This window comes from Micromonospora cynarisoli, assembly GCF_030518815.1.
GTDB classification, from domain to species: Bacteria; Actinomycetota; Actinomycetes; order Mycobacteriales; family Micromonosporaceae; genus Micromonospora; species Micromonospora wenchangensis.
Genome location: NZ_CP130426.1, coordinates 6,393,464 through 6,416,264, shown reverse-complemented (window position 1 = coordinate 6,416,264; position 22,801 = coordinate 6,393,464). Strand labels below are relative to the sequence as shown.

23 protein-coding genes and 1 pseudogene are annotated in these 22,801 nt (G+C 72.7%); 4 read left to right on the top strand and 20 right to left on the bottom strand.

Annotation, left to right across the window (positions count from 1 at the left end; genetic code table 11):
- Positions 1–50 precede the first annotated feature (50 nt).
- From Q2K16_RS28315 to proS, 12 genes and pseudogenes are all read right to left on the bottom strand, one after another.
- A complete protein-coding gene (locus Q2K16_RS28315) occupies positions 51–374 on the bottom strand; it encodes a DUF2469 domain-containing protein (protein ID WP_011905215.1) in 324 nt (107 codons plus the stop codon).
- Complete coding sequence (locus Q2K16_RS28310) at positions 371–1,183, bottom strand: ribonuclease HII (RefSeq protein WP_302741287.1); 813 nt, start codon at positions 1,181–1,183, stop codon at positions 371–373. Before Q2K16_RS28310 ends, Q2K16_RS28315 begins: the two co-directional genes overlap by 4 nt.
- Positions 1,177–1,656, bottom strand: a complete 480-nt coding sequence (locus Q2K16_RS28305; RefSeq protein ID WP_302741285.1) for an NUDIX hydrolase — start codon at positions 1,654–1,656, stop codon at positions 1,177–1,179. Before Q2K16_RS28305 ends, Q2K16_RS28310 begins: the two co-directional genes overlap by 7 nt.
- Positions 1,657–1,714: 58 nt before the next feature.
- Positions 1,715–2,350 carry a signal peptidase I gene (gene lepB, locus Q2K16_RS28300; protein WP_302741283.1) on the bottom strand — a complete coding sequence of 212 codons (636 nt, stop codon included), beginning with the start codon at positions 2,348–2,350 and terminating at the stop codon, positions 1,715–1,717.
- Between the two features lie 152 nt (positions 2,351–2,502).
- Positions 2,503–3,336 (bottom strand): annotated as a pseudogene (gene lepB / locus Q2K16_RS28295) (signal peptidase I); the annotation flags it as partial.
- 192 nt (positions 3,337–3,528) lie between these two features.
- On the bottom strand, positions 3,529–3,885 hold the full coding sequence (gene rplS / locus Q2K16_RS28290) for a 50S ribosomal protein L19 (protein WP_088646705.1): 357 nt from the start codon (positions 3,883–3,885) through the stop codon (positions 3,529–3,531).
- 142 nt (positions 3,886–4,027) lie between these two features.
- Entirely contained in the window at positions 4,028–4,816 is a 789-nt protein-coding gene (gene trmD, locus Q2K16_RS28285) for a tRNA (guanosine(37)-N1)-methyltransferase TrmD (protein ID WP_302741280.1), read from the bottom strand.
- A gap of 15 nt (positions 4,817–4,831) precedes the next feature.
- The gene (rimM, locus tag Q2K16_RS28280) at positions 4,832–5,416 is read right to left on the bottom strand and encodes a ribosome maturation factor RimM (protein ID WP_302746641.1); all 585 of its coding nucleotides are present in this window, start codon (positions 5,414–5,416) and stop codon (positions 4,832–4,834) included.
- 2 nt (positions 5,417–5,418) lie between these two features.
- Positions 5,419–5,679 carry an RNA-binding protein gene (locus tag Q2K16_RS28275; RefSeq protein ID WP_172862164.1) on the bottom strand — a complete coding sequence of 87 codons (261 nt, stop codon included), beginning with the start codon at positions 5,677–5,679 and terminating at the stop codon, positions 5,419–5,421.
- Positions 5,654–6,130: a 30S ribosomal protein S16 gene (rpsP, locus tag Q2K16_RS28270; protein WP_302741278.1), complete on the bottom strand. Its 477-nt coding sequence runs from the start codon at positions 6,128–6,130 to the stop codon at positions 5,654–5,656. Before rpsP ends, Q2K16_RS28275 begins: the two co-directional genes overlap by 26 nt.
- A 262-nt stretch (positions 6,131–6,392) precedes the next feature.
- A complete protein-coding gene (locus Q2K16_RS28265) occupies positions 6,393–7,040 on the bottom strand; it encodes a ribonuclease FAU-1 family protein (RefSeq protein ID WP_302741276.1) in 648 nt (215 codons plus the stop codon).
- A gap of 152 nt (positions 7,041–7,192) precedes the next feature.
- The gene (gene proS, locus Q2K16_RS28260; RefSeq protein WP_302741274.1) at positions 7,193–8,599 is read right to left on the bottom strand and encodes a proline--tRNA ligase; all 1,407 of its coding nucleotides are present in this window, start codon (positions 8,597–8,599) and stop codon (positions 7,193–7,195) included.
- Between the two features lie 69 nt (positions 8,600–8,668).
- Between proS and Q2K16_RS28255 the strand changes: the two genes are divergently transcribed.
- Positions 8,669–9,190 (top strand): hypothetical protein, encoded by a 522-nt coding sequence (locus tag Q2K16_RS28255; protein ID WP_302741272.1) that lies wholly within the window; start codon positions 8,669–8,671, stop codon positions 9,188–9,190.
- A gap of 80 nt (positions 9,191–9,270) precedes the next feature.
- Here the strand turns inward: Q2K16_RS28255 and Q2K16_RS28250 are convergent, their stop codons facing one another.
- The 8 genes from Q2K16_RS28250 to ftsY form a co-directional block, all read right to left on the bottom strand.
- Positions 9,271–10,350 (bottom strand): amidohydrolase family protein, encoded by a 1,080-nt coding sequence (locus Q2K16_RS28250; protein WP_302741270.1) that lies wholly within the window; start codon positions 10,348–10,350, stop codon positions 9,271–9,273.
- A gap of 18 nt (positions 10,351–10,368) precedes the next feature.
- The gene (locus Q2K16_RS28245; RefSeq protein ID WP_302741268.1) at positions 10,369–10,497 is read right to left on the bottom strand and encodes a hypothetical protein; all 129 of its coding nucleotides are present in this window, start codon (positions 10,495–10,497) and stop codon (positions 10,369–10,371) included.
- Between the two features lie 9 nt (positions 10,498–10,506).
- Positions 10,507–12,063 carry a signal recognition particle protein gene (gene ffh, locus Q2K16_RS28240; RefSeq protein WP_088646712.1) on the bottom strand — a complete coding sequence of 519 codons (1,557 nt, stop codon included), beginning with the start codon at positions 12,061–12,063 and terminating at the stop codon, positions 10,507–10,509.
- Positions 12,064–12,287: 224 nt separating this feature from the next.
- Positions 12,288–14,612: a [protein-PII] uridylyltransferase gene (locus Q2K16_RS28235; protein ID WP_302741265.1), complete on the bottom strand. Its 2,325-nt coding sequence runs from the start codon at positions 14,610–14,612 to the stop codon at positions 12,288–12,290.
- Between the two features lie 12 nt (positions 14,613–14,624).
- Complete coding sequence (locus tag Q2K16_RS28230; RefSeq protein ID WP_067307311.1) at positions 14,625–14,963, bottom strand: P-II family nitrogen regulator; 339 nt, start codon at positions 14,961–14,963, stop codon at positions 14,625–14,627.
- 25 nt (positions 14,964–14,988) lie between these two features.
- On the bottom strand, positions 14,989–16,389 hold the full coding sequence (locus Q2K16_RS28225) for an ammonium transporter (protein WP_302741264.1): 1,401 nt from the start codon (positions 16,387–16,389) through the stop codon (positions 14,989–14,991).
- Positions 16,390–16,684: 295 nt separating this feature from the next.
- Entirely contained in the window at positions 16,685–17,548 is an 864-nt protein-coding gene (locus Q2K16_RS28220) for a phosphotransferase (RefSeq protein WP_194822858.1), read from the bottom strand.
- Positions 17,549–17,555: 7 nt separating this feature from the next.
- Positions 17,556–18,737: a signal recognition particle-docking protein FtsY gene (ftsY, locus tag Q2K16_RS28215; protein ID WP_302741263.1), complete on the bottom strand. Its 1,182-nt coding sequence runs from the start codon at positions 18,735–18,737 to the stop codon at positions 17,556–17,558.
- 148 nt (positions 18,738–18,885) lie between these two features.
- Here ftsY and Q2K16_RS28210 point away from each other — a divergent pair, with 148 nt between their 5' ends.
- From Q2K16_RS28210 to Q2K16_RS28200, 3 genes are all read left to right on the top strand, one after another.
- On the top strand, positions 18,886–20,598 hold the full coding sequence (locus Q2K16_RS28210; protein WP_302741261.1) for a DUF7800 domain-containing protein: 1,713 nt from the start codon (positions 18,886–18,888) through the stop codon (positions 20,596–20,598).
- 24 nt (positions 20,599–20,622) lie between these two features.
- On the top strand, positions 20,623–21,060 hold the full coding sequence (locus Q2K16_RS28205; RefSeq protein ID WP_240762663.1) for a MarR family winged helix-turn-helix transcriptional regulator: 438 nt from the start codon (positions 20,623–20,625) through the stop codon (positions 21,058–21,060).
- A gap of 118 nt (positions 21,061–21,178) precedes the next feature.
- Entirely contained in the window at positions 21,179–22,798 is a 1,620-nt protein-coding gene (locus tag Q2K16_RS28200) for an MDR family MFS transporter (RefSeq protein WP_302741258.1), read from the top strand.
- Positions 22,799–22,801 lie beyond the last annotated feature (3 nt).

Here is a 22,801-nt window from a genome sequence, read left to right as displayed (position 1 = left end):
CGGGGCGGGGTCCGGCGTCGGCGGGTGGGACGCCGACGCCGGGCCGCCGCTCAGCTACCGAAGCCCGAGTCGGCGGGCAGCGAGATGTCGGGCTTCTCCAGCTCCTCGACGTTGACGTCCTTGAACGTCATCACCCGGACGTTCTTGACGAAGCGGGCGGGACGGTACATGTCCCAGACCCAGGCGTCGTGCATCTCGACCTCGAAGTAGACCTCGCCGTCGGAGTTGCGCACGTGCAGGTCCACCTGGTTGGCCAGGTAGAAGCGGCGTTCCGTCTCCACCACGTAGGAGAACTGACGGACAATGTCGCGGTACTCCCGGTAGAGCTGCAGCTCCATCTCGGTCTCGTACTTTTCGAGATCTTCCGCGCTCATCGCACTCCGCCTTCCATGACCACATCTTCCCCCACCGGTGCCGGAGGCCGAGGCTGCTCGCCCAACGCCACGCCGACGGTACCCCCTGTCGAGCCCGAGCGCTCCATCGGCTCGGGAGCGGCTGCGCCGAGCGGCCGGCGGGCCCGGGGCGGGGCACCCTCCCGGCCCGTCACGGCGGCCACGTTGACGTACGAGAACCGGTGCTCCACGCAGGGCCCCCGCTCGCGCAGCGCCTCGGTGTGCTCGGCCGTGATGTACCCCTTGTGCTCGGCGAAACCGTACCCCGGGTGGCGTCCGTCCAGCTCCACCATGATCCGGTCCCTGGTGACCTTGGCCAGTACGCTGGCCGCCGCCACGCAGGCGGCCACCCGGTCGCCCTTCCAGACCGCCAGCCCCGGCACGTCCAGCCCGTCCACCCCGAAGCCGTCGGTGAGCACGTACTCCGGGCGGGTGGTCAGCGAGGCCAGGGCCCGGCGCATCGCGGCGAGGTTGCACACGTGCAGCCCTCGGGCGTCGACCTCCTCGGCGGGGATGACCACCACCGCGTACGCCAGCGCACGGGCGACGACCTCGGCGTACACCCGCTCGCGGCTGGCCGGGGTGAGCAGCTTGGAGTCGGCGAGTCCCTCGATCTCGCCGCGCCGCCCCTCGGGCAGCACCGCGGCGGCGGCCACCAGGGGGCCGGCGCAGGCCCCCCGGCCGGCCTCGTCCGCGCCCGCGACGTGTCGGAATCCGCGTCGTTGCAGGGCCCGTTCCAGCGCGTAGAGCCCACCGTCGCGGCGCACCACCGTGCGCGGCGGGGTCAGCACGACGGCTCCGACGCGGGGGCCACCGCCAGCACCCGGGTGAGCAGGCCCGCCAGGTCGACCGGGTAGCACCGCTCGGTGGTGTCGGCCAGTTCGGCCGCCGACCACCAGCGGTGCCCGGTGACGCTGGCCCGCTCGATCTCGTCGAAGCCGGCCGTGTCCACCTCCCAGGTGGATACCCGGACCACGAAGAACTCCTGTTCCTGGCGGTACCACACGCCGTCGAAGGGAAACTCGATCGTCTCGGAGCGGACCGACCCGCCCAGTTCGGCAGGCGTCAGCCGCAGCCCGGTCTCCTCAGCCAACTCCCGGGCGGCCCCGGCCGCCGGGGACTCCCCCGGGGTGAGCCCGCCGCCGGGGGTGAACCAGTACCGGTGACCCGGGCGGGCCGGGTCGATGCCCTCGAAGAGGAGCACCCGGCCGGACGCGTCGACGAGCAGCACGCGGGCCGCACGTCGGGGGTGGAAGACGGTCACCGCATCAGCCTGCCAGACGGTGCCTGTGGTCGGCCACGCCCGGGGCGGGCCCGGTCGGTCAGGGGTTGGGAATCCCGTCGAACGACTTCGGCACGCTGAGCCAGGTGGCCCGGTCGAACGGCCAGAACACGGTGAAGGCCCGGCCCACCACCTCGCTCTCGGGGATGGTGGCGCTGTCGATGTTGCGGCCGGACTGCTGCCAGTGCTCCAGCGAGTCGCCGGAGGCCGAGCGGTGGTCACCCATCACCCAGAGCCGCCCCGGCGGGACGGTGATGTCGAACTCCTGGTCGGCGGGTTTGTCCTGCTGCCCGTTGGCGGAGTAGATGTACGGCTCGTCGAGGGACTTGCCGTTGATGGTCAGCCGTTCCTGCGCGTCGCAGCAGACCACGTGGTCACCGCCGACCCCGATCACCCGCTTGATGAAGTCCTCACCGTCGGGGTTGCCGCTCCACTCGGTCGGCGCCTTGAACACCACCACCTCGCCGCGGTGCGGTGAGCGGAAGTCGTAGACCAGCTTGTTGACCAGCACCCGATCGTCGATCTTGAGGGTGTTCTCCATGGACGGCGACGGGATGAAGAAGGTCTGCAGCACGAATGCGCGGACCAGCACCGCCACCAGAATCGCGACGCCCAGGAGAATGGGCAGTTCCTTCCAGAAGGAGCTGCGCGGCTTTTCGGTCTGCTCGTCAATCACGGGTGGAGCCTACGTCGCCGGAGCCGAACGGGCCGCCCGGAACGCCGGAGGTGTTCGCGCCACCCGGCCCGTCGCCACCGTTCCCGTCGCCGGACCCGGCCCCGGCCGTCGGGCCGCGCGGGGTCGGGGGAGCCCGCCCGTCGCCCGGACCGGGCGACGGCGGCGAGCAGGGCGGCGACCGGGACGAGCAGCACCACGTCGCCGGTCGGGGTCGGCCGCACCGGGGCCGGGGCGGTGTTCGCGGCGGCGGAGTCGGACAGCTTGGCGAAGGTGGCCGGCACCGGCAGTGACGCCCACCGCGACGACGGCCACACCACCATGAACGCCCGGCCCACCACGTTGTCGATCGGCACCGGGCCCTGGCAGCGGGCGTCCTGGGAGACCAGCCGGTGGTCGCCCATCACGAAGATCTGCCCCGGGGGTACGACCACCTCGTCGAACCGGCGGGACCGGCACTCCTTCGGGTTCGGCGGGACGTCCAGCGGGGAGTCGCGCACCACGTACGGCTCGTCGAGCGGGATGCCGTTGACCATGACCCGACCCTGGTCGTCGCAGCACTTGACCCGGTCGCCGGGCAGCCCGATCACCCGTTTGATGAAGTCCTTCTCGCCGGGGCGACCCACCCCGACCAGGTCGCCGAGGGTGCGTCCGATCTTGCCGGCGGCGCCGGCCGGCGGCGCGGGACTCTCCTGGGCGACCCAGTTGTCGGTGCCCCGGAACACCACGACCTCGCCGCGCAGCGGGTCGCGCATGTCGTAGACGACCTTGTTGACCAGGACCCGGTCGCCGACGAGGAGGGTGTCCTCCATCGAGCTGGACGGGATGAAGAAGGCCTGGAGCAGGAAGGTGCGGATCAGCACCGCGAGGCAGAAGGCCACGATCAACAGCAGCGGCAGCTCCTGCCAGAGGGGCATCTGCCGACGGGCCGGGCGGGCCCGCCGACGCCACGGGTCCGCTGTGCCGTTCGAGTCAAGCACCTGCACCACGCCACTCCCCGGTCCGCAGAAACGACACTACCGCCCGGGAGCCTCGTCGAGGCCCCACGGGCGGCAGGGACGATCGGAGCGCCGCGACCTGTCGTCGCGACGCCACCCACCGCTCTGCGCCCGTACCGATCAGCGTAATGCGCTCTGGTCGATACGACATCCGCGCAGGTCAGGCGGCGTGGCGAACGAAGATCAGCTGGGCTGCTTCTCGCGCTTCTCCTTGATCTTGGCCTTCTTGCCGCGCAGCTCGCGCAGGTAGTAGAGCTTCGCCCGGCGCACGTCACCGCGGGTCACGACCTCGATCCGGTCGATACCCGGGCCGTTGAGCGGGTACGTCCGCTCCACACCCACACCGAAGCTGACCTTGCGGACCGTGAAGGTCTCGCGCAGCCCGTCACCCTGGCGGCGGATGACGACGCCCTGGAAGATCTGGACCCGGGACCGGTTGCCCTCGACGACCCGTGCGTGCACCTTGACGGTGTCGCCGGCCCGGAAGTCGGGGATGTCGGTACGCTTCGACTGGGCGTCAAGGGCGTCCAGGATGTTCATCGCTGCGTCCTCGTGATGCTCACGGCGCACCGTCACTCGGTGCGCGGATGGGTGATTCTGATCCCCGGGTGGTTGCCGGCGGGCCGACCCCGGTCGGGAATCCTCGCAGCCGCCCACGGCGTGGACGGATGCGGCAACCCCTCTACTTTGCCACATCCCCCGAGGGCAGGGGGAACCCACCCCGCTCCAGCGCGGCCACGTCCCGTTTGTCGAGGATTTCCGGGGACAGCGCGGCGATCATGTCGGGCCGCCGCCGGGCGGTACGGGTCAGCGCCTCGTCGCGCCGCCAGCGGGCGATCCGCCCGTGGTCGCCCGAGCGGAGCACCTCGGGCACCCCGTGGCCCCGCCAGCTCGCCGGCTTGGTGTACATCGGGGCTTCCAGCAGGCCGTGGGCGTGCGACTCGTCGTCAAGCGAACCGGCGTTGCCGAGCACCCCCGGCAGCAGCCGGGTGACCGCCTCCAGGATCACCAGCACCGCGACCTCGCCGCCGAAGAGCACGTAGTCGCCGAGCGAGACCTCGGTGACCCGCAGCCGGGTCGCGGCGTGGTCGAGCACCCGTTGGTCGATGCCCTCGTACCGGCCGCAGGCGAAGAGCAGGTGCGACTCGGCGGCCAGCTCGTGCGCCATCGCCTGGGTGAACGGCGCACCGGCCGGGGAGGGCACCAGCAGCCGGGGCAGGGTCAGGCCGTCCGGGGCCAGCTCGTCGGGGGCCAGCGCGTCGAGCGCCTCGCCCCACGGCTCGGGCCGCATCACCATGCCCGGCCCGCCGCCGTACGGCGTGTCGTCGACCGTACGGTGCACGTCGTGGGTCCAGTCCCGCAGGTCGTGGACGGCCAGCCGGAGCAGCCCCTGCTCCCGGGCCCGCCCGATCAGGGACAGGTCGAGCGGGGCGAAGTACTCCGGGAAGATCGACACGATGTCGACGCGCATGTGGGTGGCTTCCGGCTAGAGGTCGAGCAGACCGGCCGGCGGGTCGACGACGACGCGTCCGCCGGCGAGATCGACCTCCGGGACGATCGCCTTGACGAACGGGATCAACGCGCTGCCCCCCTGCGGACGGCGCAGGACGAGCAGGTCGGAGGCGGGCGCGTGGTCGATCTTCGCCACCTCGCCGAGGTGTTCACCGGCCGGGGTGACCACGGCCAGACCGACCAGCTGGTGGTCGTGGAACTCCTCCGGGTCCTCCGGCGGCGCGACGGAGGCGCTGTCCACCCCGAGCAGGGTGCCGCGCAGCGCCTCGGCGGTCTCCCGGTCGAGCACCCCCTCGAAGGCCACCAGCATCCGCCCCTGGTGCCAGCGGGCCGACTCGATGGTCAGCTCGCCGGGGACCTCGTACGCCACGCCGGGCGCGACGGTCACGGCCGGCTCGGTCCCGCCCCGGCGCGGAGCCGCGACCCGGGGCGTCGCCCCCGGCTCGGTGCACAGCACCGCGCCGGGGGCGAACCGCGCTTCGGGCTCGTCGGTCCGCACCTCCACGGTGACCTCACCGCGGATGCCGTGCGGTTTGCCGATCCTGCCGACGATGAGCAGCATCAGTACGAGTCGACGATGTCGACGCGTACCCCGCGTCCACCGATGGAGCCGATCACCTGACGCAGCGCCTTGGCGGTCCGCCCGGACCGCCCGATCACCGTGCCGAGATCCTCCGGGTGCACGCGGACTTCCAGCCGCTTGCCCCGACGGGAGTCGACCATGCGGACGCGCACGTCGTCCGGGTGGTCGACGATTCCCTTGACCAGGTGCTCCAGGGCGGGACGCAGCGGCATGTCAGGCCTGCTCACCGGCGTCGGCAGCAGCGGCCGGGGCCTCGGCCGGAGCCTCGGTCTTCGGCGCCTCGGTCTCGGCCGGAGCCTCCGCCTTGGCAGCCTTGCGGGCCGGCTTGGCCGGGGTCTCCGGGGCCAGGCCCGCGGCGGCCTTCGCCTCGGCCTCGTAGGCCGCCTTGCGGTCGGCGCGCTCGGCGGCGACCTTGAGCGGCGGCGGGGCCGGCAGGCCCTTGAACTTCTGCCAGTCGCCGGTCAGCTCCAGCAGACGCTGGACGGCCTCGCTCGGCTGCGCGCCGACCGAGAGCCAGTACTGGACCCGCTCCGACTTGACCTCGATGATCGAGGGGTCTTCCTTCGGCTGGTAGATGCCCACGAACTCGATCGCGCGACCGTCACGCTTGGTGCGCGAGTCCGCGACGACGATGCGGTACTGCGGGTTGCGGATCTTGCCCATCCGCAGGAGCCGGATCTTTACGGCCACAGTTGTTTCGCTCCTGTTGCGATTTCACCGACCCGGCTACGGGCGGTGCACGGGTGAGCGTCGACCGGCACAGTGGGGTTGGGCCGGAGACTGCTCGATGGACTGGCGACGCGCCCGGGTTAGAGGGCGCCGAACGCGCGCCGGATACCAGCGAACCATTCTGCCAGATCACCCGCCGAACACTCACATCGGGCCACCCCACCGGCGCAGCCGGTCGTCACCGCGCGGCCGGCGGGCCGCCCGGCAGTGGGCAGGGACACCCTCACCGCGCGGGCGGCCGGTCCCAGCCGGGTGGCAGCTCCGTCGGGGGCGTCCAGTCGGCCGGCGGGACGAAGTCGCACCAGGTGCCGTCGAACGGGAACTTCCCCGCCTCGACGAGGGCGATCACCCGCTCCCCCTCGGCGCGCACGGCCCGCTCGTCGGTCACCCAGTAGTGGTCGGGGAAGGCGAGCCGCTCGGTGAACTCGTCCTCGTCCTTCCACCGCCAGCTGCGGTCGGGCCGGACCACCACGTCCAGGTCCTGGTCGACCACGTCCACCCCCGCCAGCGCGCCGTCGTCCCACCGGACGCCGGGCTCCTCCAGGTTGACGTACCAGGTGGCGAACCGATCCTGGGCGTCGCGGAAGAACCAGACCGAGTGGGCCGCGCCGGTGGGCAGGAACTTCAGCAGCGGCGGGCCGTCCCAGCGTCCCCGGGCCAGCCGGTAGGACGAGGTGATCCACTCGGTGAAGGGCACCGCCCGCATGCCCAGCCCCGCCTCGGTGACCTCGTGCGCGACCGGCGTGTCGCGGGCGACCCAGAGCAGCAGGCCCCGGTCGTCGTCGAGCACCACCCGGGCCGGCCGGACCCACCCGATCCGGCCGTGCCGCACGTTCCGGTGCATGATCAGCCGACCCGGTTCGAAACGCACCACACCTCCACAGCTCTGCACGGACTTGCGGGGCACCGGCCCGGTGGTCCCGGGCGTCGACCGCGTACCCCGGGTCCGGCGTGCCGACGGCGCACGCAGGCGGGGACGGCCCGGAACCCGGTTCGGCGGACCCGGGTCCGCCGTGGGCCGGCTCAGTAGGCGCGGGCCAGGATGGCGGTGAGGTCCGGCTCGTCCTCGTTGTCCGGCACGGAGCCGTCGGCCCGCAGCAGGCACCGGACGGTGACGCCCTGACCGTTGGCCTCGGCCTCGCCCGCGACGCCGACGGCCGACCAGGGCACCATGGCCCAGCCGGTGGCCGCCGCCTCGATCGCCTCGGCGAGGGTGGACACCTCGACGGTGCGGGACCGCCGGTGGGCGAGCGCCTCGTCGTGCAGGGCCTGCTGGTCGGCCTCCAGGGCGGCCAGGACCGCGCCGACGACGTCGGCGACCGGGGTGGGGGCCTTCGAGCCGTCCGTCCGCCGGACCACGACCGCGTTGCCGGCGGCCAGGTCGCGGGGGCCGACCTCGACGCGTACCGGATAGCCGCGCAGCTCGGCGTCGACGGCCCGGCGGCCGAACGCGGTGTCGGTGCGGTCGTCGAGCGCGACCCGGACCCCGGCGTCGCGCAGCGCGTCGCGCAGCTTGGCCGCCGCCTCGCCGACGCCCTCGCCGTCCTTGACGATCATGACGTACGCCTGGACGGGGGCCAGCTTCGGCGGGACCCGCAGCCCGTTGTCGTCACCGTGCGCCATGATCAGCCCGCCGAGCATCCGGGTGGAGGTGCCCCAGGACGTCGTCCAGGCGTGCTCCCTACCGCCCTCGGCCGAGGAGTAGCTGATGTCGAACGCCTTGGCGAAGTTCTGCCCCAGCTCGTGGCTGGTGCCGAGCTGGAGGGCCTTGCCGTCGCCCATCATGCCCTCGCACGTGTACGTGGCGGTGGCCCCGGCGAAGCGCTCCCGGGCGGTCTTGAGGCCCACCACGACCGGGATGCCGAGCACGTTGACCATCAGGTCCTCGTACGCCTCGTGCAGGATCTTGCGGGCGTAGGCGCGGGCGTCCTCCCGCGTGGCGTGGGCGGTGTGCCCCTCCTGCCAGAGGAACTCGCTGGTCCGCAGGAAGACCCGCGGACGCAACTCCCACCGGACCACGTTCGCCCACTGGTTGAGCAGCAGCGGCAGGTCCCGGTACGAGTCGATCCACTTGGCCATGAACTCGCCGATCACCGTCTCGCTGGTGGGGCGCACCACCACCGGCTCGGCGAGTTGCTTGCCGCCACCGTGGGTGACCACCGCCAGCTCCGGCGAGAAGCCCTCGACGTGCTCCGCCTCGCGCTTGAGGTAGCTCTCCGGGATGAACAGCGGAAAGTACGCGTTCTCCGCGCCGGCCGCCTTGATCCGGGCGTCCATCTCGGCCTGCATCCGCTCCCAGATGGCATAGCCGGCCGGTCGGATGACCATGGTCCCCCGGACCGGGCCGTTGTCGGCCAGCTTCGCCTTGGCGATCAGGTCCTGGTACCAGCGGGGAAAGTCCTCCGCACGGGGAGTGAGCACGCGAGCCATGACCGCACATCCTATGCGCCCCCCGACGGGTCGACGCAGCCGGGCGCGTCCGCACTACCATCTGCCGTCATGCTCTCCGACCCGGCGCCGGCCCTGGCCCCGCTCGCCGCCCGCTGGGTGGCCTGGGTGGCCGCGCACCGCCAGCCGATCAACCCGGTCAAGGACGACAGCGGCCGGCACGGCGGGCGTCACCAGCCGGACGACGTGTGGTTCCTCGCGGGCACGTTCGGCGGCGGGGTCAGCCGGCGCTGCGTGGTGCCGGCGGACCGACCCCTGTTCTTCCCGGCGTACTGCTACTGGCAGCTCGGTCGCCGCGACGAGCCGGCCGAGCCGATGCCCGACGCCAGCGGGCACGCCGATCTGGACGGGGCCGCGGTGCCGGTACGGGCGGCCGGCTCCGCCGCCTCGTTCCCGGTCCGGGGGTTCTTCAACAACGTCGTCACCGCCTGGCCGTGGCCGGTGCAGGTCTCCTGCTGGGGCCTGTGGGGGCTGGTGCCGCCGCCGGCGCCGGGCACCCACCGGTTGACCTTCGCCGGCCACGACGGCGAGCGGCTCTGGGTCGAGGCCGAGTACGAACTCGAGGTGCGCTGAGGAGCACCCGTGGCCGTCGACCACCGTGCCCGGCGGAGGAACCGGCGCGTGGGACGGCCGTGGCCGACCCGGGCGGCCGGTCAGCGGACCACCCGGCCGCGCAGGACGATCCGGCTGGGCGCCCGGACCACCCGCAGGTCGCGGCGCGGATCCTCGGGGTACACGACCAGGTCCGCGAGGCCGCCCTCGACCAGGCCGGGGAAGCCGAGCCACTGCCGGGCCCGCCAGGAGGCGGCGGCGAGGACGTCGACGGCGGGCATGCCGGCCTGCTCGTGCAGCAGCAGCATCTCCTCGGCGGCCAGCCCGTGGTCGATGCCACCGCCCGCGTCGGTGCCCACGTAGATCGGCACCCCGGCCTCGTGGGCGGCGCGCACCACCTCGGGGAAGCGGTCGCGCAGGGCGAGCATGTGGTCGGCGTAGCCGGGGAACTTGGGACGGGCCGCGGCGGCGATGCCCCCGAAGGTCCGAATGTTGATCATCGTGGGGACCAGCGCGGTGCCCTGCCGGGCCATCAGGTCGATCAGGTCGAGGCTCAGCCCGGTGCCGTGCTCCACCGAGTCCACCCCGGCCTTCACCATGATCTCCACGGCCGACTCGCTGAACGTGTGCACCGCCGCGCGTACCCCGGCGGCGTGCGCGGCGGCCACGGCGGCGGCCATCGTGTCGGCGTCCCAGGCCGGCGCGAGGTCGCCGACGCCCCGGTCGATCCAGTCACCGACCAGCTTGACCCAGCCGTTGCCGGCGGCGGCCTGCGCGGTGACCGCCGCCGCCACCTCCGCCGCGCCGACCTCCAACCCGATGTCACGCAGGTAGCGCTTCGGCGGGGCGACGTGCCGCCCGGCGCGGGCCAGCCGCGGCAGGTCCGGTTCGTCGTCGAGTTCGGGGTACGGGTACGGCGAGCCGGCGTCGCGCAGCGCGAGCACCCCGCTGTCGCGGTCGGTACGGGCCAACGTACGGGCCTGGTCGAGGGAGGTGACGGGGGTGCCGCCCCGGGCGATGCCGAGGTGGCAGTGGGCGTCGACCAGGCCGGGAAGCACGAACCCGGAGTCGGCGACCGTCCGGGCGTCGGGCACCGGGTCGAAGGTGACCCGGTCGCCGTCGAGCCAGACGTCCCGGACCTCGTCGTCGGGCAGGAGCACACCGCGCACATGCAGAGCCATGCGCACAGTCCTACCCGATCACCGCCCGGCGGGGGCGAGCAGGTCGTTCTTCCGGGCGGTCAACGCCGGCAGGTCGACCGAGACCTTCCACGGCTGCCCGGTGACGAACAGGTCCTCGGTGTGGGTGCGCTGCTGGTAGTCCGCCACCGACACGCGTCAGCGGGGCCGGTTGTCGCCCCTGCCGAGCTTGTTGAAGTCGATCTTCGGCAGCTTGAAGCCCGGGGGCAGCCCCTGGCCGCCGGCCAGGTCGTTCGGGTCCATCCCCGGCGGGAGCTGCGGCATGCCACCCGGGAAGCCGCCCGGCAGCCCGGCGCCCGCGCCGCTGCGCGGCCGGTTGCCACCCTTGGTGCCCTTGCGCTTGTTCTTCGGGGACTTGGTGGCCTTGCGCCGGCCCCCACCGGGCAGGCCCATCATGCCGCCCATCTGCTTCATCATCTTCTGCGCATCGGCGAAGCGGTTGAGCAGCTGGTTGACGTCCATCACGGTGACCCCGGAACCACCGGCGATGCGGGCCCGCCGGGACCCGTTGATGATCTTCGGGTTGGTCCGCTCGGCCGGCGTCATCGACCTGATGATCGCGGTGACCCGGTCGAAGTGCTTGTCGTCCAGCTCGGCGAGCTGGTCCTTCATCTGTCCCATGCCGGGCATCATGGCCAGCACGTTGGCGATCGGGCCCATCCGCCGCACCGCGATGAGCTGGTCGAGGAAGTCCTCCAGGGTGAACTGCTCACCGCCCATCAGCTTGGCGGTCATCTTCTCCTTCTGATCGGTGTCGAAGGCCTGCTCGGCCTGCTCGATCAGAGTGAGGACGTCGCCCATGCCGAGGATCCGGCTGGCCATCCGGTCGGGGTGGAAGACGTCGAAGTCCTCCAGCTTCTCACCTGTGGAGGCGAACAGGATCGGCTGGCCGGTGACCTCCCGCACCGACAGCGCGGCGCCACCCCGGGCGTCGCCGTCGAGCTTGGACAGGACGACACCGGTGATGCCCACGCCGTCGCGGAACGCCTCGGCGGTGCGGACCGCGTCCTGGCCGACCATCGCGTCGATGACGAAGATGACCTCGTCGGGGTCGACCGCGTCCCGGATGTCGGCGGCCTGCTGCATCATCTCGGCGTCGATGCCGAGCCGGCCGGCGGTGTCGACGATGACGATGTCCCGGGCGGCCCGCTTCGCGTGCTCGATCGAGGCGCGGGCCACCTGCACCGGGTCGCCGGTGCCGTTGCCGGGCTCCGGGGCGTACACCTCGACGCCGGCGCGGCCACCGAGCACCTGGAGCTGCCCGACGGCGTTGGGACGCTGGAGGTCGGCGGCGACCAGCAGCGGCTGGTGCCCCTGGGCCTTGAGCCAGCGGGCCAGCTTGCCGGCGAGGGTGGTCTTACCGGAGCCCTGGAGGCCGGCCAGCATGATCACGGTCGGCGGCTGCTTGGCGAACTGGAGCCGCCGACCCTCGCCGCCGAGCACGCTGATCAGCTCTTCGTTGACGATCTTGACGATCTGCTGGGCCGGGTTGAGCGCCTGGGAGACCTCCGCGCTGCGGGCCCGCTCCTTGACGTTCGCGATGAAGCCCTTCACCACCGGCAGCGCGACGTCCGCCTCCAGCAACGCCAGGCGGATCTCGCGGGCGGTGGCGTCGATGTCGGCGTCGGTGAGCCGGCCCTTGCCACGGAGCTTGGTGAAGATTCCGGACAGGCGGTCACTCAAGGTGTCAAACACGCGAACATCCCGTATGTCGTCATCGGCGGGCACAGGTGCGGCCGGGCCGGCTGTCCAGCCCACCGTTAGGGTAGCCCGCCACCCGCGCGCCCGCTCCGGCCCCGCGCACGGGGGCCGCCCACGACGCGCCGGCCGGCCCGGACCGGTGGACGCCGGCACCGGCGGGTCCGCCGGCACCACGTGGGGGGCGGACCCGGGCGGGCACCGCCCACGGCCGGGCGGTCCTACACGGCGGCGAGCACGGCGGCCTCGACGCGGTCCCGCTGCTCGTCCGACGGCCAACCACCGACCAGGTAGAACGCGTCGACCACGTCGCCGCCGAGGGTGGAGATCCGGGCGGCGCGCACCTGCGCCCCGGCCTCGTCGAGCGCGCAGGTGACCCGGTAGAGCAGGCCGGCCGCGTCGGCGGCGCGCAGCTCCAGCAGGACCGCGTCGGTGGCCGCCTCCCGGTGCCAGACGACCCGGGGGGCCGCGCCCCCGCTGCGGGCGGCCAGGGCCCGGCCGCGCAGCCGTTGGGTCACCGAGACGTCGCCGGTGACCGCGCGACGTAGGTCGGCGCTGAGCGCGATCGGGTCCGGGGCCAGCCCGTAGCGCGGCTGCACCCGGCACTCGACCAGGGCCCGGCCGTCGATCGTGGCGGCGTCCGCCGAGATCACCTCCAGCCGGTGCAGGGCCAGGCAACCGGCGACCGTGGCGAGCAGCCCCCGCCGGTCGGCCGCGGCCACCGCCACCCGGTCCTCGGTCAGGTGGACGACCGGCAGCGGCCCGGTGACCAGCGCCGGGTCCGGGGCCGGCGGGGCGGGCACCACGCCGGTGTCCAGGGTGGTCCGCACCCGGGCGACCAGCTCGGCGATCAGCCGCCCCTTCCAGCCGGACCAGGCGGCCGGGCCGGTCGCGGCGGCGTCCGCCAGCACCAGGGCGTGCAGCAACTCCAGCGTGGTGGTGTCGCCGACCCGCTCGGCCACCCCGGCGATCGTCTTCGGGTCGGACAGGTCGCGGCGGGTCGCCACGTCGGGCAGCAGCAGGTGCAGCCGGACCAGCGTGCCGATCAGCGCCGCTTCTTCGGCGGGCAGACCGATCCGGGTGGCCACCGCCTCGGCCAGCGGCGCGCCGACGGTCGAGTGGTCGCCGTCCAGCCCCTTGCCGATGTCGTGCAGGAACGCGCCGATCAGCAGCAGGTCGGGGCGCTCGACGTCGCGGGTGTGCCGGCTCGCCTCGTACGCGGCCTGCACCAGGTGCCGGTCGAGGGTGAACCGGTGCACCGGGTTGTGCTGGGGGAGGCTGCGCAGCCTGGTCCACTCGGGCAGCCAGCCGTCGATCAGGCCGTACCGGTCGCAGGTCTCCCAGGCGGGCACCAGACCGGGACCGGCGCCGAGCAGGGTGATGAACGCGGCCCGGGCGGCCGGCGGCCAGGGCGCGGGCAGCGGCGGGCAGTACGCGGCCAGCCACTCGCAGGTGGCCCGCGCGATCGGCAGCCGGTGGGTGGCCGCGGCGGCGGCGATCCGCAGCGACAGGCTCGGGTCGGGTCGGGCCCCGATGGCGGTCCGGGCGAGCACCAGTTCCCCGTCGTGCTCGACCACGTCGCGGGCGACCGGACGGCGCAGCGGCCGGCCGTCGACGCCCCGGCGGCGGCCGGAGCGGAGCCGGTCGGCGGCCCGCCAGGCGTCGTCGAGGGCGTGGCTGACGGTGCGCGCGTCGCCGGCCACCCGGCGCAGCAGGGCGTCACCGTCGCCGGCGTCCGCCCGCGTCCCCGCGTCGGCGGTCTCGGCCGACGACTGGCGCAGACCGAGCAGCGCGGCGACCCCGGCGCGTTCCTGGGCGACCAGCCGGTCGACCCGGCGGCCCACCTGCTGGTGCAGGGCGTCGCGGGTGTCCAGCAGCCGCAGGTGGGCGGCGCGGACGGCGGGGCGCAGCGCGTCGGTGATCCCGGCGGTGGCGATGGCCCGCAGGATGCCCACGTCACGCAGCCCGCCGGCGGCCTCCTTCAGGTCGCCTTCGAGCAGGAAGGCCAGCTCGCCGTGGGTACGCCAGCGCACCTCGGTGATCTCCCGCAGGGCGGGCAGCTGACGGACGGCAGTCCGCCGCCAGTGGTCGGTGGCGGTCCGGGTGAGGGTGTCGGCCAGTGCCCGGTTACCGGCGACGAACCGGGCGTCGAGCAGGGCCAGGGCGACCTTGACGTCGTCCTGGGCCACCGACAGCGCCTCGGCGAGGGTACGCACGGAGTGGTCGAGCCGGACCCCGGCGTCCCAGATCGGATACCACAGCGAGGCGGCCAACTCGTCCACCCCGGCCACCCCGGCGTGCAGCAGCACCAGGTCGAGGTCCCCGTACGGGGCGCACTGCCGACGGCCGAGGCCGCCGACGGCGATCAGCGCGATGCCCTCCCGGGCCGGCAGCAGGCCGTGCAGCCAGGCGTCGAACGCCCCGGCCCGGGCGCCCCGGGCCGGTTCGCCGATGCCTGCCGGAACCCCGACGACCCCGTCGACCAGGAGGTCCGTCCCTGCGTCGGTGCTGTCGTCCGACGCGTTCCTCCTGGTCGACGAGGTCATCTACAGGTCCTCCTACAGGGCGTCGAGGCCGCGCTCGCCGGTGCGGACCCGGACGACCTCCTCCACGCCGGTCACCCAGACCTTGCCGTCACCGATCTTGCCGGTGCGGGCGGCGGCCACGATCGCGTCGACGACCTTGTCGACGTCCATCTCGTCGGTGAGCACCTCGACCCGGATCTTGGGCAGGAACTCGACCGTGTACTCGGCACCCCGGTAGACCTCGGTGTGCCCCTTCTGACGCCCGTACCCCTGGACCTCGCTGACGGTCAGGCCGGCCACGCCGAGGGCGTGCAGGGCCTCCTTCACCGCGTCCAGTTGGTACGGCTTGATGACCGCGGTCACCAGCTTCATGTCCAAGCCCTCCATTCTCCGAACGTTAACCGGCGACCTTCTCGTCCACCGGCGCGGCGGCCTCCGGGGAGGCCGGCTTCGCGCCGCCCGGGGTGATCCCGGCCATCGCGAACGCCCCGCCACCGGCGCCGCCGGTGCTCGGGGAGAGGTCGTAACCGCTCTCCGCGTGCTCGGTGATGTCGATGCCCTCGACCTCGTCGTCGGCCTTGACCCGGAAGCCGAGGGTCTTGTCGATGACGAAGGCGAGCACCCACGCGATCCCGAACGACCAGGCGGTCACGATCAGACCGGCGAGGGCCTGGCGGCCGAACTGGGTGACCCCGCCGCCGTAGAAGAGGCCGTCGGAGGCGCCGACCACGTCGCTGATCGCGGCGTTGACCGAGTTGGTGGCGAACAGACCAAGCCACAGCGAGCCGATCCAGCCGCCGACGAAGTGCACGCCTACCACGTCGAGCGAGTCGTCGTAGCCGAGCTTGTACTTCAGGCTGATGGCCAGGGCGCAGACCACACCGGCGACGATGCCGAGCAGGACCGCCGCCCAGGGGGCGATGAAGCCGCAGGCCGGGGTGATGGCGACCAGACCGGCGACGGCACCGGACGAGGCACCGACCATGGTCGGCTTCTTGTCCTTGATCCACTCCACCGCGATCCAGCCGAGCACCGCCGCGGCGGTGGCGAGCTGGGTGTTGATGAAGGCCAGCCCGGCGACCGAGTCGACGGTCAGCTCCGACCCGGCGTTGAAGCCGAACCAGCCGAACCACAGCAGGCCGGCGCCGAGCGCGACCAGCGGGATGTTGTGCGGCTTCATGCCCTCACGCGGCCAGCCGAGCCGCTTGCCGAGCACCAGGGCGACGGCGAGGGCCGCCGCACCGGCGTTGATGTGCACCGCCGTACCACCGGCGAAGTCGAGCGCGTGGATCTTGCCGCCGATGATGCCGCCGCCCCACACCCAGTGGGCGACGGGGAAGTAGACCAGGGTGGCCCAGCCGAAGGCGAACAGCAGCCAGCCGCCGAACTTGGCCCGGTCGGAGATCGCCCCGCTGATCAGCGCGACGGTGATCACCGCGAAGACCATCTGGAACGCCATGAACACGTACAGCGGGACGCCGATGCCGCTGGGGTTCTCCGCCGTGGCGCCCCACAGGTCGGTCTCGGCGAGGAAGGTCTTGGTGCCGAGGTACGCACCGGGGTCGCCCCAGAAACCGTTGACGTCGGTCCCGAAAGCAATGCTGAAACCGTAGAACCACCACAGAACAGAGATGAGCCCGATGGCGGAGAAGCTCATCATCATCATGTTGAGCACGCCCTTGGCCCGGTTGAGGCCGCCGTAGAACAGCGCCAGTCCGGGGGTCATGAGCAGCACGAGAGCGGTCGAAACCAGCAGCCAAACGGTGTTGCCGCCGTCGATCGTCGGTGCTTCAGGCACGCTGGCCTCCTAAAGGTGAAGTTCCCTCCTTCGCGGCTTCCGGGGCAGCGTCGCCCGTACGCCGGTTGCGCGGAAGCTTGGTGGGCGGCTGTTTCCTGGACCGACACCCCTCGATTTCCGACACGTGACGGGTTGTTTCCGGCGTGTGAAGAACCTCGATCATGAAATCCCGGATACGAAAGAGTGGCCGTTCCGGCAACGAACGGCCACTCTTTCCCCGTTGCGGTCGATCGGAGGGGCACTCCGCGCGCCCGGCGCACAGGGTCAGCGGACCCGGCTCACGCGGGGCCCACCGTCAGCGCAGGGCGTACTCCAGGGCGTGCCGTTCGTAGTCGAGCAGGCGCAGATCACGCATCGGGCGACGGAGGTGACCCTTGTGCACGATCCGGACGAACGCCGGCTCCCCCGCCGCCGCCATCCGCCGGATGCCCTCCACGTGGTCGACGATCCGCTTGCGGATGGTCCGGATCAGCCGGTGCCGGTCCCGGGGGATCAGCCCGTACGCGTCGGCGAACAGCCGCAGCCGGCGGGGCCGGTCCGGGTGCTTCCAGCCGAGCGTGATCGAGTCCCGGTCGGCGAAGATCGGCACCCAGGTCCAGGCCGCGTACGCCACGTCGTAGATCCGGGCCCCGGGCGAGGCGAGGTCGAAGTCGATCAGGCCGAGGGTGCCGTCGGGCCGCCAGATCACGTTGTGCGGGGCGGCGTCGTGGTGACAGATCACCTCGGTGTCCGGTGGCGGCGGGCCGAACGAGCGCCAGACCGCGCCGGGCGGCGGGGCGAAACCGTACTGGGCGTCGTGGAACATCCGCAGCATCGTCGCCACCGTCACCAACGCCTCGTCGGTGACCCAGTGCGGGGCCAGCGGGTACTCCCCGCACTCCCCTTCGAGGTAGGACAGCACCTCCCGGTTGCGCTCGTCCATCCCCAGCGCCCGGGGAGCGCCGGTGAACCCGACGTACTCCAGGTGGCGCAGGAGGGCGTGCACCGAGGGCGTCCACGGGCCGGCGTTGCGCCGGACGGTGTCGCCGACCCGGACCACTGTGCTCACGTTCCCGCCGTGCAGCGGGATCTCCTGCGAGGTCACGTACGGTCTCCCCAGGCCCGGCGCCGCATGGCGGGGGTCACGCCACCCGGCGTACGCGCGATCGTCGTTGCTCACCGCGAGGTTACGCGTCCCCGGCGAGCGGCTCGGTGCCGAGCAGCGCGTCGACGAACTGCGCCGGGTCGAAGGGGGCCAGATCGTCCGCGCCCTCGCCGAGACCGACCAGCTTGACCGGGATGCCGAGCTTGCGCTGGACGGCGATCACGATGCCACCCTTGGCCGTCCCGTCGAGCTTGGTCAGCACCACGCCCGTCACGTTCACCACCTCGGTGAAGACCCGGGCCTGTTCCAGCCCGTTCTGCCCGGTGGTGGCGTCCAGGATGAGCAGGGTCTCGTCGACCGGGCCGTGCTTCTCCACCACCCGCTTGACCTTGCCCAGCTCGTCCATCAGGCCGATCTTGTTCTGCAACCGGCCGGCGGTGTCGATGAGCACCGTGTCGGTGCCGGCGTCGATGCCCCGGCGGACCGCGTCGAAGGCCACGCTGGCCGGGTCCGCGCCCTCGGCGCCCCGGACCGTCTCGGCGCCCACCCGGCCGCCCCAGGTCTCCAGCTGGTCGGCGGCGGCGGCCCGGAAGGTGTCGGCCGCGCCGAGGGTGACCGAGCGCCCGTCGGCGACCAGCACCCGGGCGATCTTGCCGCAGGTGGTGGTCTTGCCGGCGCCGTTGACCCCGACCACCAGCAGCACCGCCGGCATGCCGTCACGGCCGGTGGTGCGCAGCGACCGGTCCAGCCCCGGGTCGAGGGCGGTGACCAGCTCGGCGGCGAGCAGGTCGCGCAGCTCACCGGCGGAGCGGGTGCCGAGCACCCGGGTCCGCTCGCGGAGCCGGTCGACGATGTCGCGGGTGGCGTCGATGCCGACGTCGGCGGTGATCAGGCTGTCCTCGATCTCCTCCCAGGCGTCCTCGTCGAGGTGGTCGCGGGCGAGCAGACCGAGCAGGCCCTTGCCGAAGGCGTTCTGCGAGCGGGCCAGCCGGGACCGCAGCCGGACCAGCCGGCCGGCGGTGGGTTCGGGGACCTCCAGCGGCGGGGGCGCGAGCACCGGCGGCTCGACCAGCACACCGGTGGACAGGTCGGATTCGGCCGCCTCGACGGGTGGCCCGGCCAGGTCCTCCTCGGCCCGGGTGTCGACCTCGGTCTGCGGCAGCGGGGGTGCGGCACGCCGACGCAGCCGGGGCACGACCAGGCCGAGGCCGCCGAGGATCAGCACGCCGAGCAGGGCCAGTGCGACGAGGAGGTAGTCCGTCATGCCGAAATCCTGTCAGATGCCGACGACCGCGTCCCACTCACCGCCTCCAGACCCGGGCGAGCTGCGGGTACGCTCGCCGCTGCCGGGGGTGACCCACCCGCCCACGGGGTAGAAAAGATGAATCGTCTTCTCCTCGGAGGTGCCACCCATGCCCGAGTCCCGTCTGCTCATCGGCCCGTTGCTGCGCCGGGTCGTCGGCACCCGGGCGACGGTGTGGGTGGAGACCAGCGGGCCCGCGGTGGTCACCGTCCGCACGGCCGACGGCGCCACCGGCTCCGCGCCGACCTTCTCCGCGTACGACCACCACTACGCACTGGTGGTGGTGGAGGGGCTCACCCCGGACCGGGCCACCGGTTACGAGGTGCTGGTCGACGACGAGCTGGTCTGGCCGGTGGCCCGCGACGGGTTCCCGCCCAGCGTGATCCGGACCAGGGCGGCCGACGACCGGGACCAGCCGGTCAGCCTGATCTTCGGGTCGTGCCGGGAGACCACCCAGCACAACACCACCCGCAAGCTGCCCCCGGACGCGCTGGACGCGTACGCCCGCCGACTGATGGCCGCGCCCGACCCGGACGACCTGCCCGACCTGCTGGTGCTGCTCGGTGACCAGGTCTACGCCGACGTCACCTCGCCCACGGTCAGGCGGCTGCTCAAGCGGCGTCGGCGGCGGCCGGAGGACGCCCCGGCCGACCAGGTGGTCAGCTTCGACGAGTACACCAAGCTCTACCTGGAGTCGTGGCGTGACCCGGAGATCCGCTGGCTGCTGTCCACCGTGCCGAGCGTGATGATCTTCGACGACCACGAGGTGATCGACGACTGGAACACCTCGAAGTCGTGGCGGGCCGACATGCGCCGGCATGCCTGGTGGGCCGAGCGCATCCACAGCGGGCTGGCCTCCTACTGGGTCTACCAGCACCTGGGCAACCTGGCCCCGGACGAGATCGCCGCCGACCCGCTCTACGCCAAGGTCGTCGCCGCCGAGGACGCCACCGCCGTGCTGCGCGAGTTCGGCGAGCGGGTGGACCGGGAGGCCGACGAGGCGCACGACACCGAACGCTGGCGGGCCGTGCAGTACCAGTGGAGCTACGCGCTGGACCTGGGCCGCACCCGGCTGGTCATGCTGGACAACAGGTGCAGCCGGGTGCTCGAACCGGGTGCCCGGTCGATGCTGCCGGCCGGCGAGTGGTCCTGGTTCCTGGACCGGGCCCACGGGGTGTACGACCACCTGGTGGTCGGCGCGTCGCTGCCCTGGCTGCTGCCGCCGGGCATCCACCACGTGGAGGCGTGGAACGAGAAGCTGGCCGACTCCGGCAGGCCGTGGGTCGCCGGGCTGGCCGAGAAGCTGCGCCGGGCGCTGGACCTGGAGCACTGGGCCGCGTTCCGCCGCTCGTTCGACGCCCTCGGGGCGCTCTTCGTACGGCTGGGCAGCGGTGCCCCGGGCGTCACCGGGGACCGGGTCGGCGCGGGGCCCGCGTACCCGGCGCCGGCGTCGATCAGCGTGCTCTCCGGCGACGTGCACCACTCGTACGTGGCCCGGGCCCGGTTCGACGACCCGGCGGTGCGTACCCCGGTGCACCAGCTCACCTGCTCCCCGATCCACAACCAGGTGCCGGCGGCGATGCGCCCGTTGATGAAGCTGGGCTGGAGCGCGGGGCCGGCGGCGGCCACCCGGGCGCTGGCCCGCTCCGCCGGGGTGCGCCGCCCGACGGTGCGCTGGAAGAAGCTCGCCGGCCCGTACTTCGGCAACGCGGTGAGCACCCTGCGCCACGACGGGCGGGAGGCGGAGGTGCTGATCGAGGGCACCACCAGCGACGGGCACCTGCGTGAGGTGGCCCGGCAGCGGCTCTCCTCGGCGAAGTGACCCGCGCCACGTACCCTCGGTGCCGTGGACGATCATCTGCCGGAGACGCTGCGCGTGCTGGAGCACGAACTGACCGCGCTGCTGCGCCGGGGCCGTGCGCTGTCCTGGGAGATCGCCCGGGAGGTGCACCCCAACCTGGAGCCCAACGCGTACGGCCTGCTGCTCTGGCTGCGCCGGTCCGGGTCGACCCGGTTGACCGACCTGGCCGTCCAGCTGGGTATCGGTAAGGGCACGCTGAGCCGGCAGATCCAGGGGCTGGAGGCGTTGGGCCTGGTGCGCCGCGACCCGGACCCGGTCGACCGGCGGGCGGCGCAGCTGCGGCTGACCGAGGAGGGCACCCGGCGCTTCGACGCGGCCCGGTCGGCCCGGATGGACCAGATCAACCGGTCGATGGAGACCTGGCCCAAGCGCGACGTCGAGGAGTTCGCCCGGCTGATGCACCGGTTCAACGAGACCTTCTGAACCCTGGCGTGCCCCGGGCCGGGGGAATAGAGCCGTGCCACGTCCGGTTGTTGCTTGAGGCAACGAACGCTTACGGTTGCCCGAGGCACCCTTTTCACCGCCAGCGGAGGCAGCGACGATGACCCAGGCGACAGCGCCCACCCAAGCGACCGGCGTCGAGATGACCCACCGGCAGATCCTGGAGGCCCTCTCCGGACTGCTGCTGGGCATGTTCGTCGCGATCCTCTCCTCCACGGTCGTCTCCAACGCGCTGCCGCGGATCATCACCGAGCTCAAGGGCGGCCAGTCCGCGTACACCTGGGTGGTCACCTCGACCCTGCTGGCCACCACCGCGACCACCCCGATCTGGGGCAAGCTCGCCGACCTGACCAGCAAGAAGATCCTGGTCCAGCTCTCCCTGGCCATCTTCGTGCTGGGCTCCGTGCTGGCCGGCCTGTCCCAGTCCACCGAACAGCTCATCGCCTGCCGGGTGCTCCAGGGCGTCGGGGCCGGCGGCCTCACCGCCCTGGCCCAGGTGATCATGGCGACGATGATCGCGCCCCGCGAGCGCGGCCGGTACAGCGGCTACCTCGGCGCGGTGATGGCCCTCGGCACCATCGGCGGCCCGCTGATCGGCGGCGTCATCGTCGACACCGACTGGCTCGGCTGGCGCTGGTGCTTCTACGTCGGCGTACCGTTCGCCATCGCCGCCCTGGTGGTGCTCCAGAAGACCCTGCACCTGCCGGTCGTCAAGCGGCAGATCAAGATCGACTGGTGGGGCGCCACCCTGATCACCGCCGCCGTGTCGCTGCTGCTGATCTGGGTCACCCTGGCCGGCGACAGGTACGACTGGCTGTCCTGGCAGACCGCCGTCATGGTCACCGGCGCGGTCGCGCTCGGCGTGCTCGCCGTCCGGGTGGAGAACCGGGCCAGCGACCCGATGATCCCGCCCCGGCTGTTCCGCAACCGCACCATCACCCTCGCCGTCGTCGCGAGCATCGCCGTCGGCGTGGGGATGTTCGGCGCCTCGGTCTTCCTCGGCCAGTACTTCCAGATCAGCCGGGGCGAGAGCCCGACCATGTCCGGCCTGATGACCATGCCGATGATCCTCGGCCTGCTGGTCTCCTCCACCGTCGTCGGCCGGATCATCACCAACACCGGCCGCTGGAAGCGCTACCTGGTCGCCGGCTCCGCCCTGCTCACCGCCGGCTTCGCGCTGATGGGCACGATCCGCTACGACACCCCGTACTGGCACCTCGCGATCTACATGGCGCTGATCGGCCTCGGGCTCGGCATGACCATGCAGAACCTCGTCCTCGCCGTGCAGAACACCGTCGGCACCCACGAACTCGGCGCGGCCAGCTCGGTGGTGGCGTTCTTCCGCAGCCTCGGCGGCGCGGTCGGCGTGTCCGTGCTCGGCGCGGTCCTCGGCCACCGGGTCAAGGACTACATCGCCGACGGCCTGACCGCGCTGGGCATCCCGGCCGGCGGTGCGGGCGGCGGTGGCGTGCTGCCGGACGTGCACACCCTGCCCGGCCCGATCCGGGTCGTGGTGGAGAGCGCCTACGGCCACGGCGCCGGCGACATCTTCCTGGCCGCCGCCCCGTTCGGGCTGATCTCCCTGATCGCGGTCCTGTTCATCAAGGAGATCCCGCTGCGGCGGCACAACGGCGACCCGCTGGCCGACACCGTCACGCAGGAGTCCGCCGTCGCCGCGGGCGGCGGGGCGGCGGTGGTCCGCACCGGAACCAAGGACTGACCG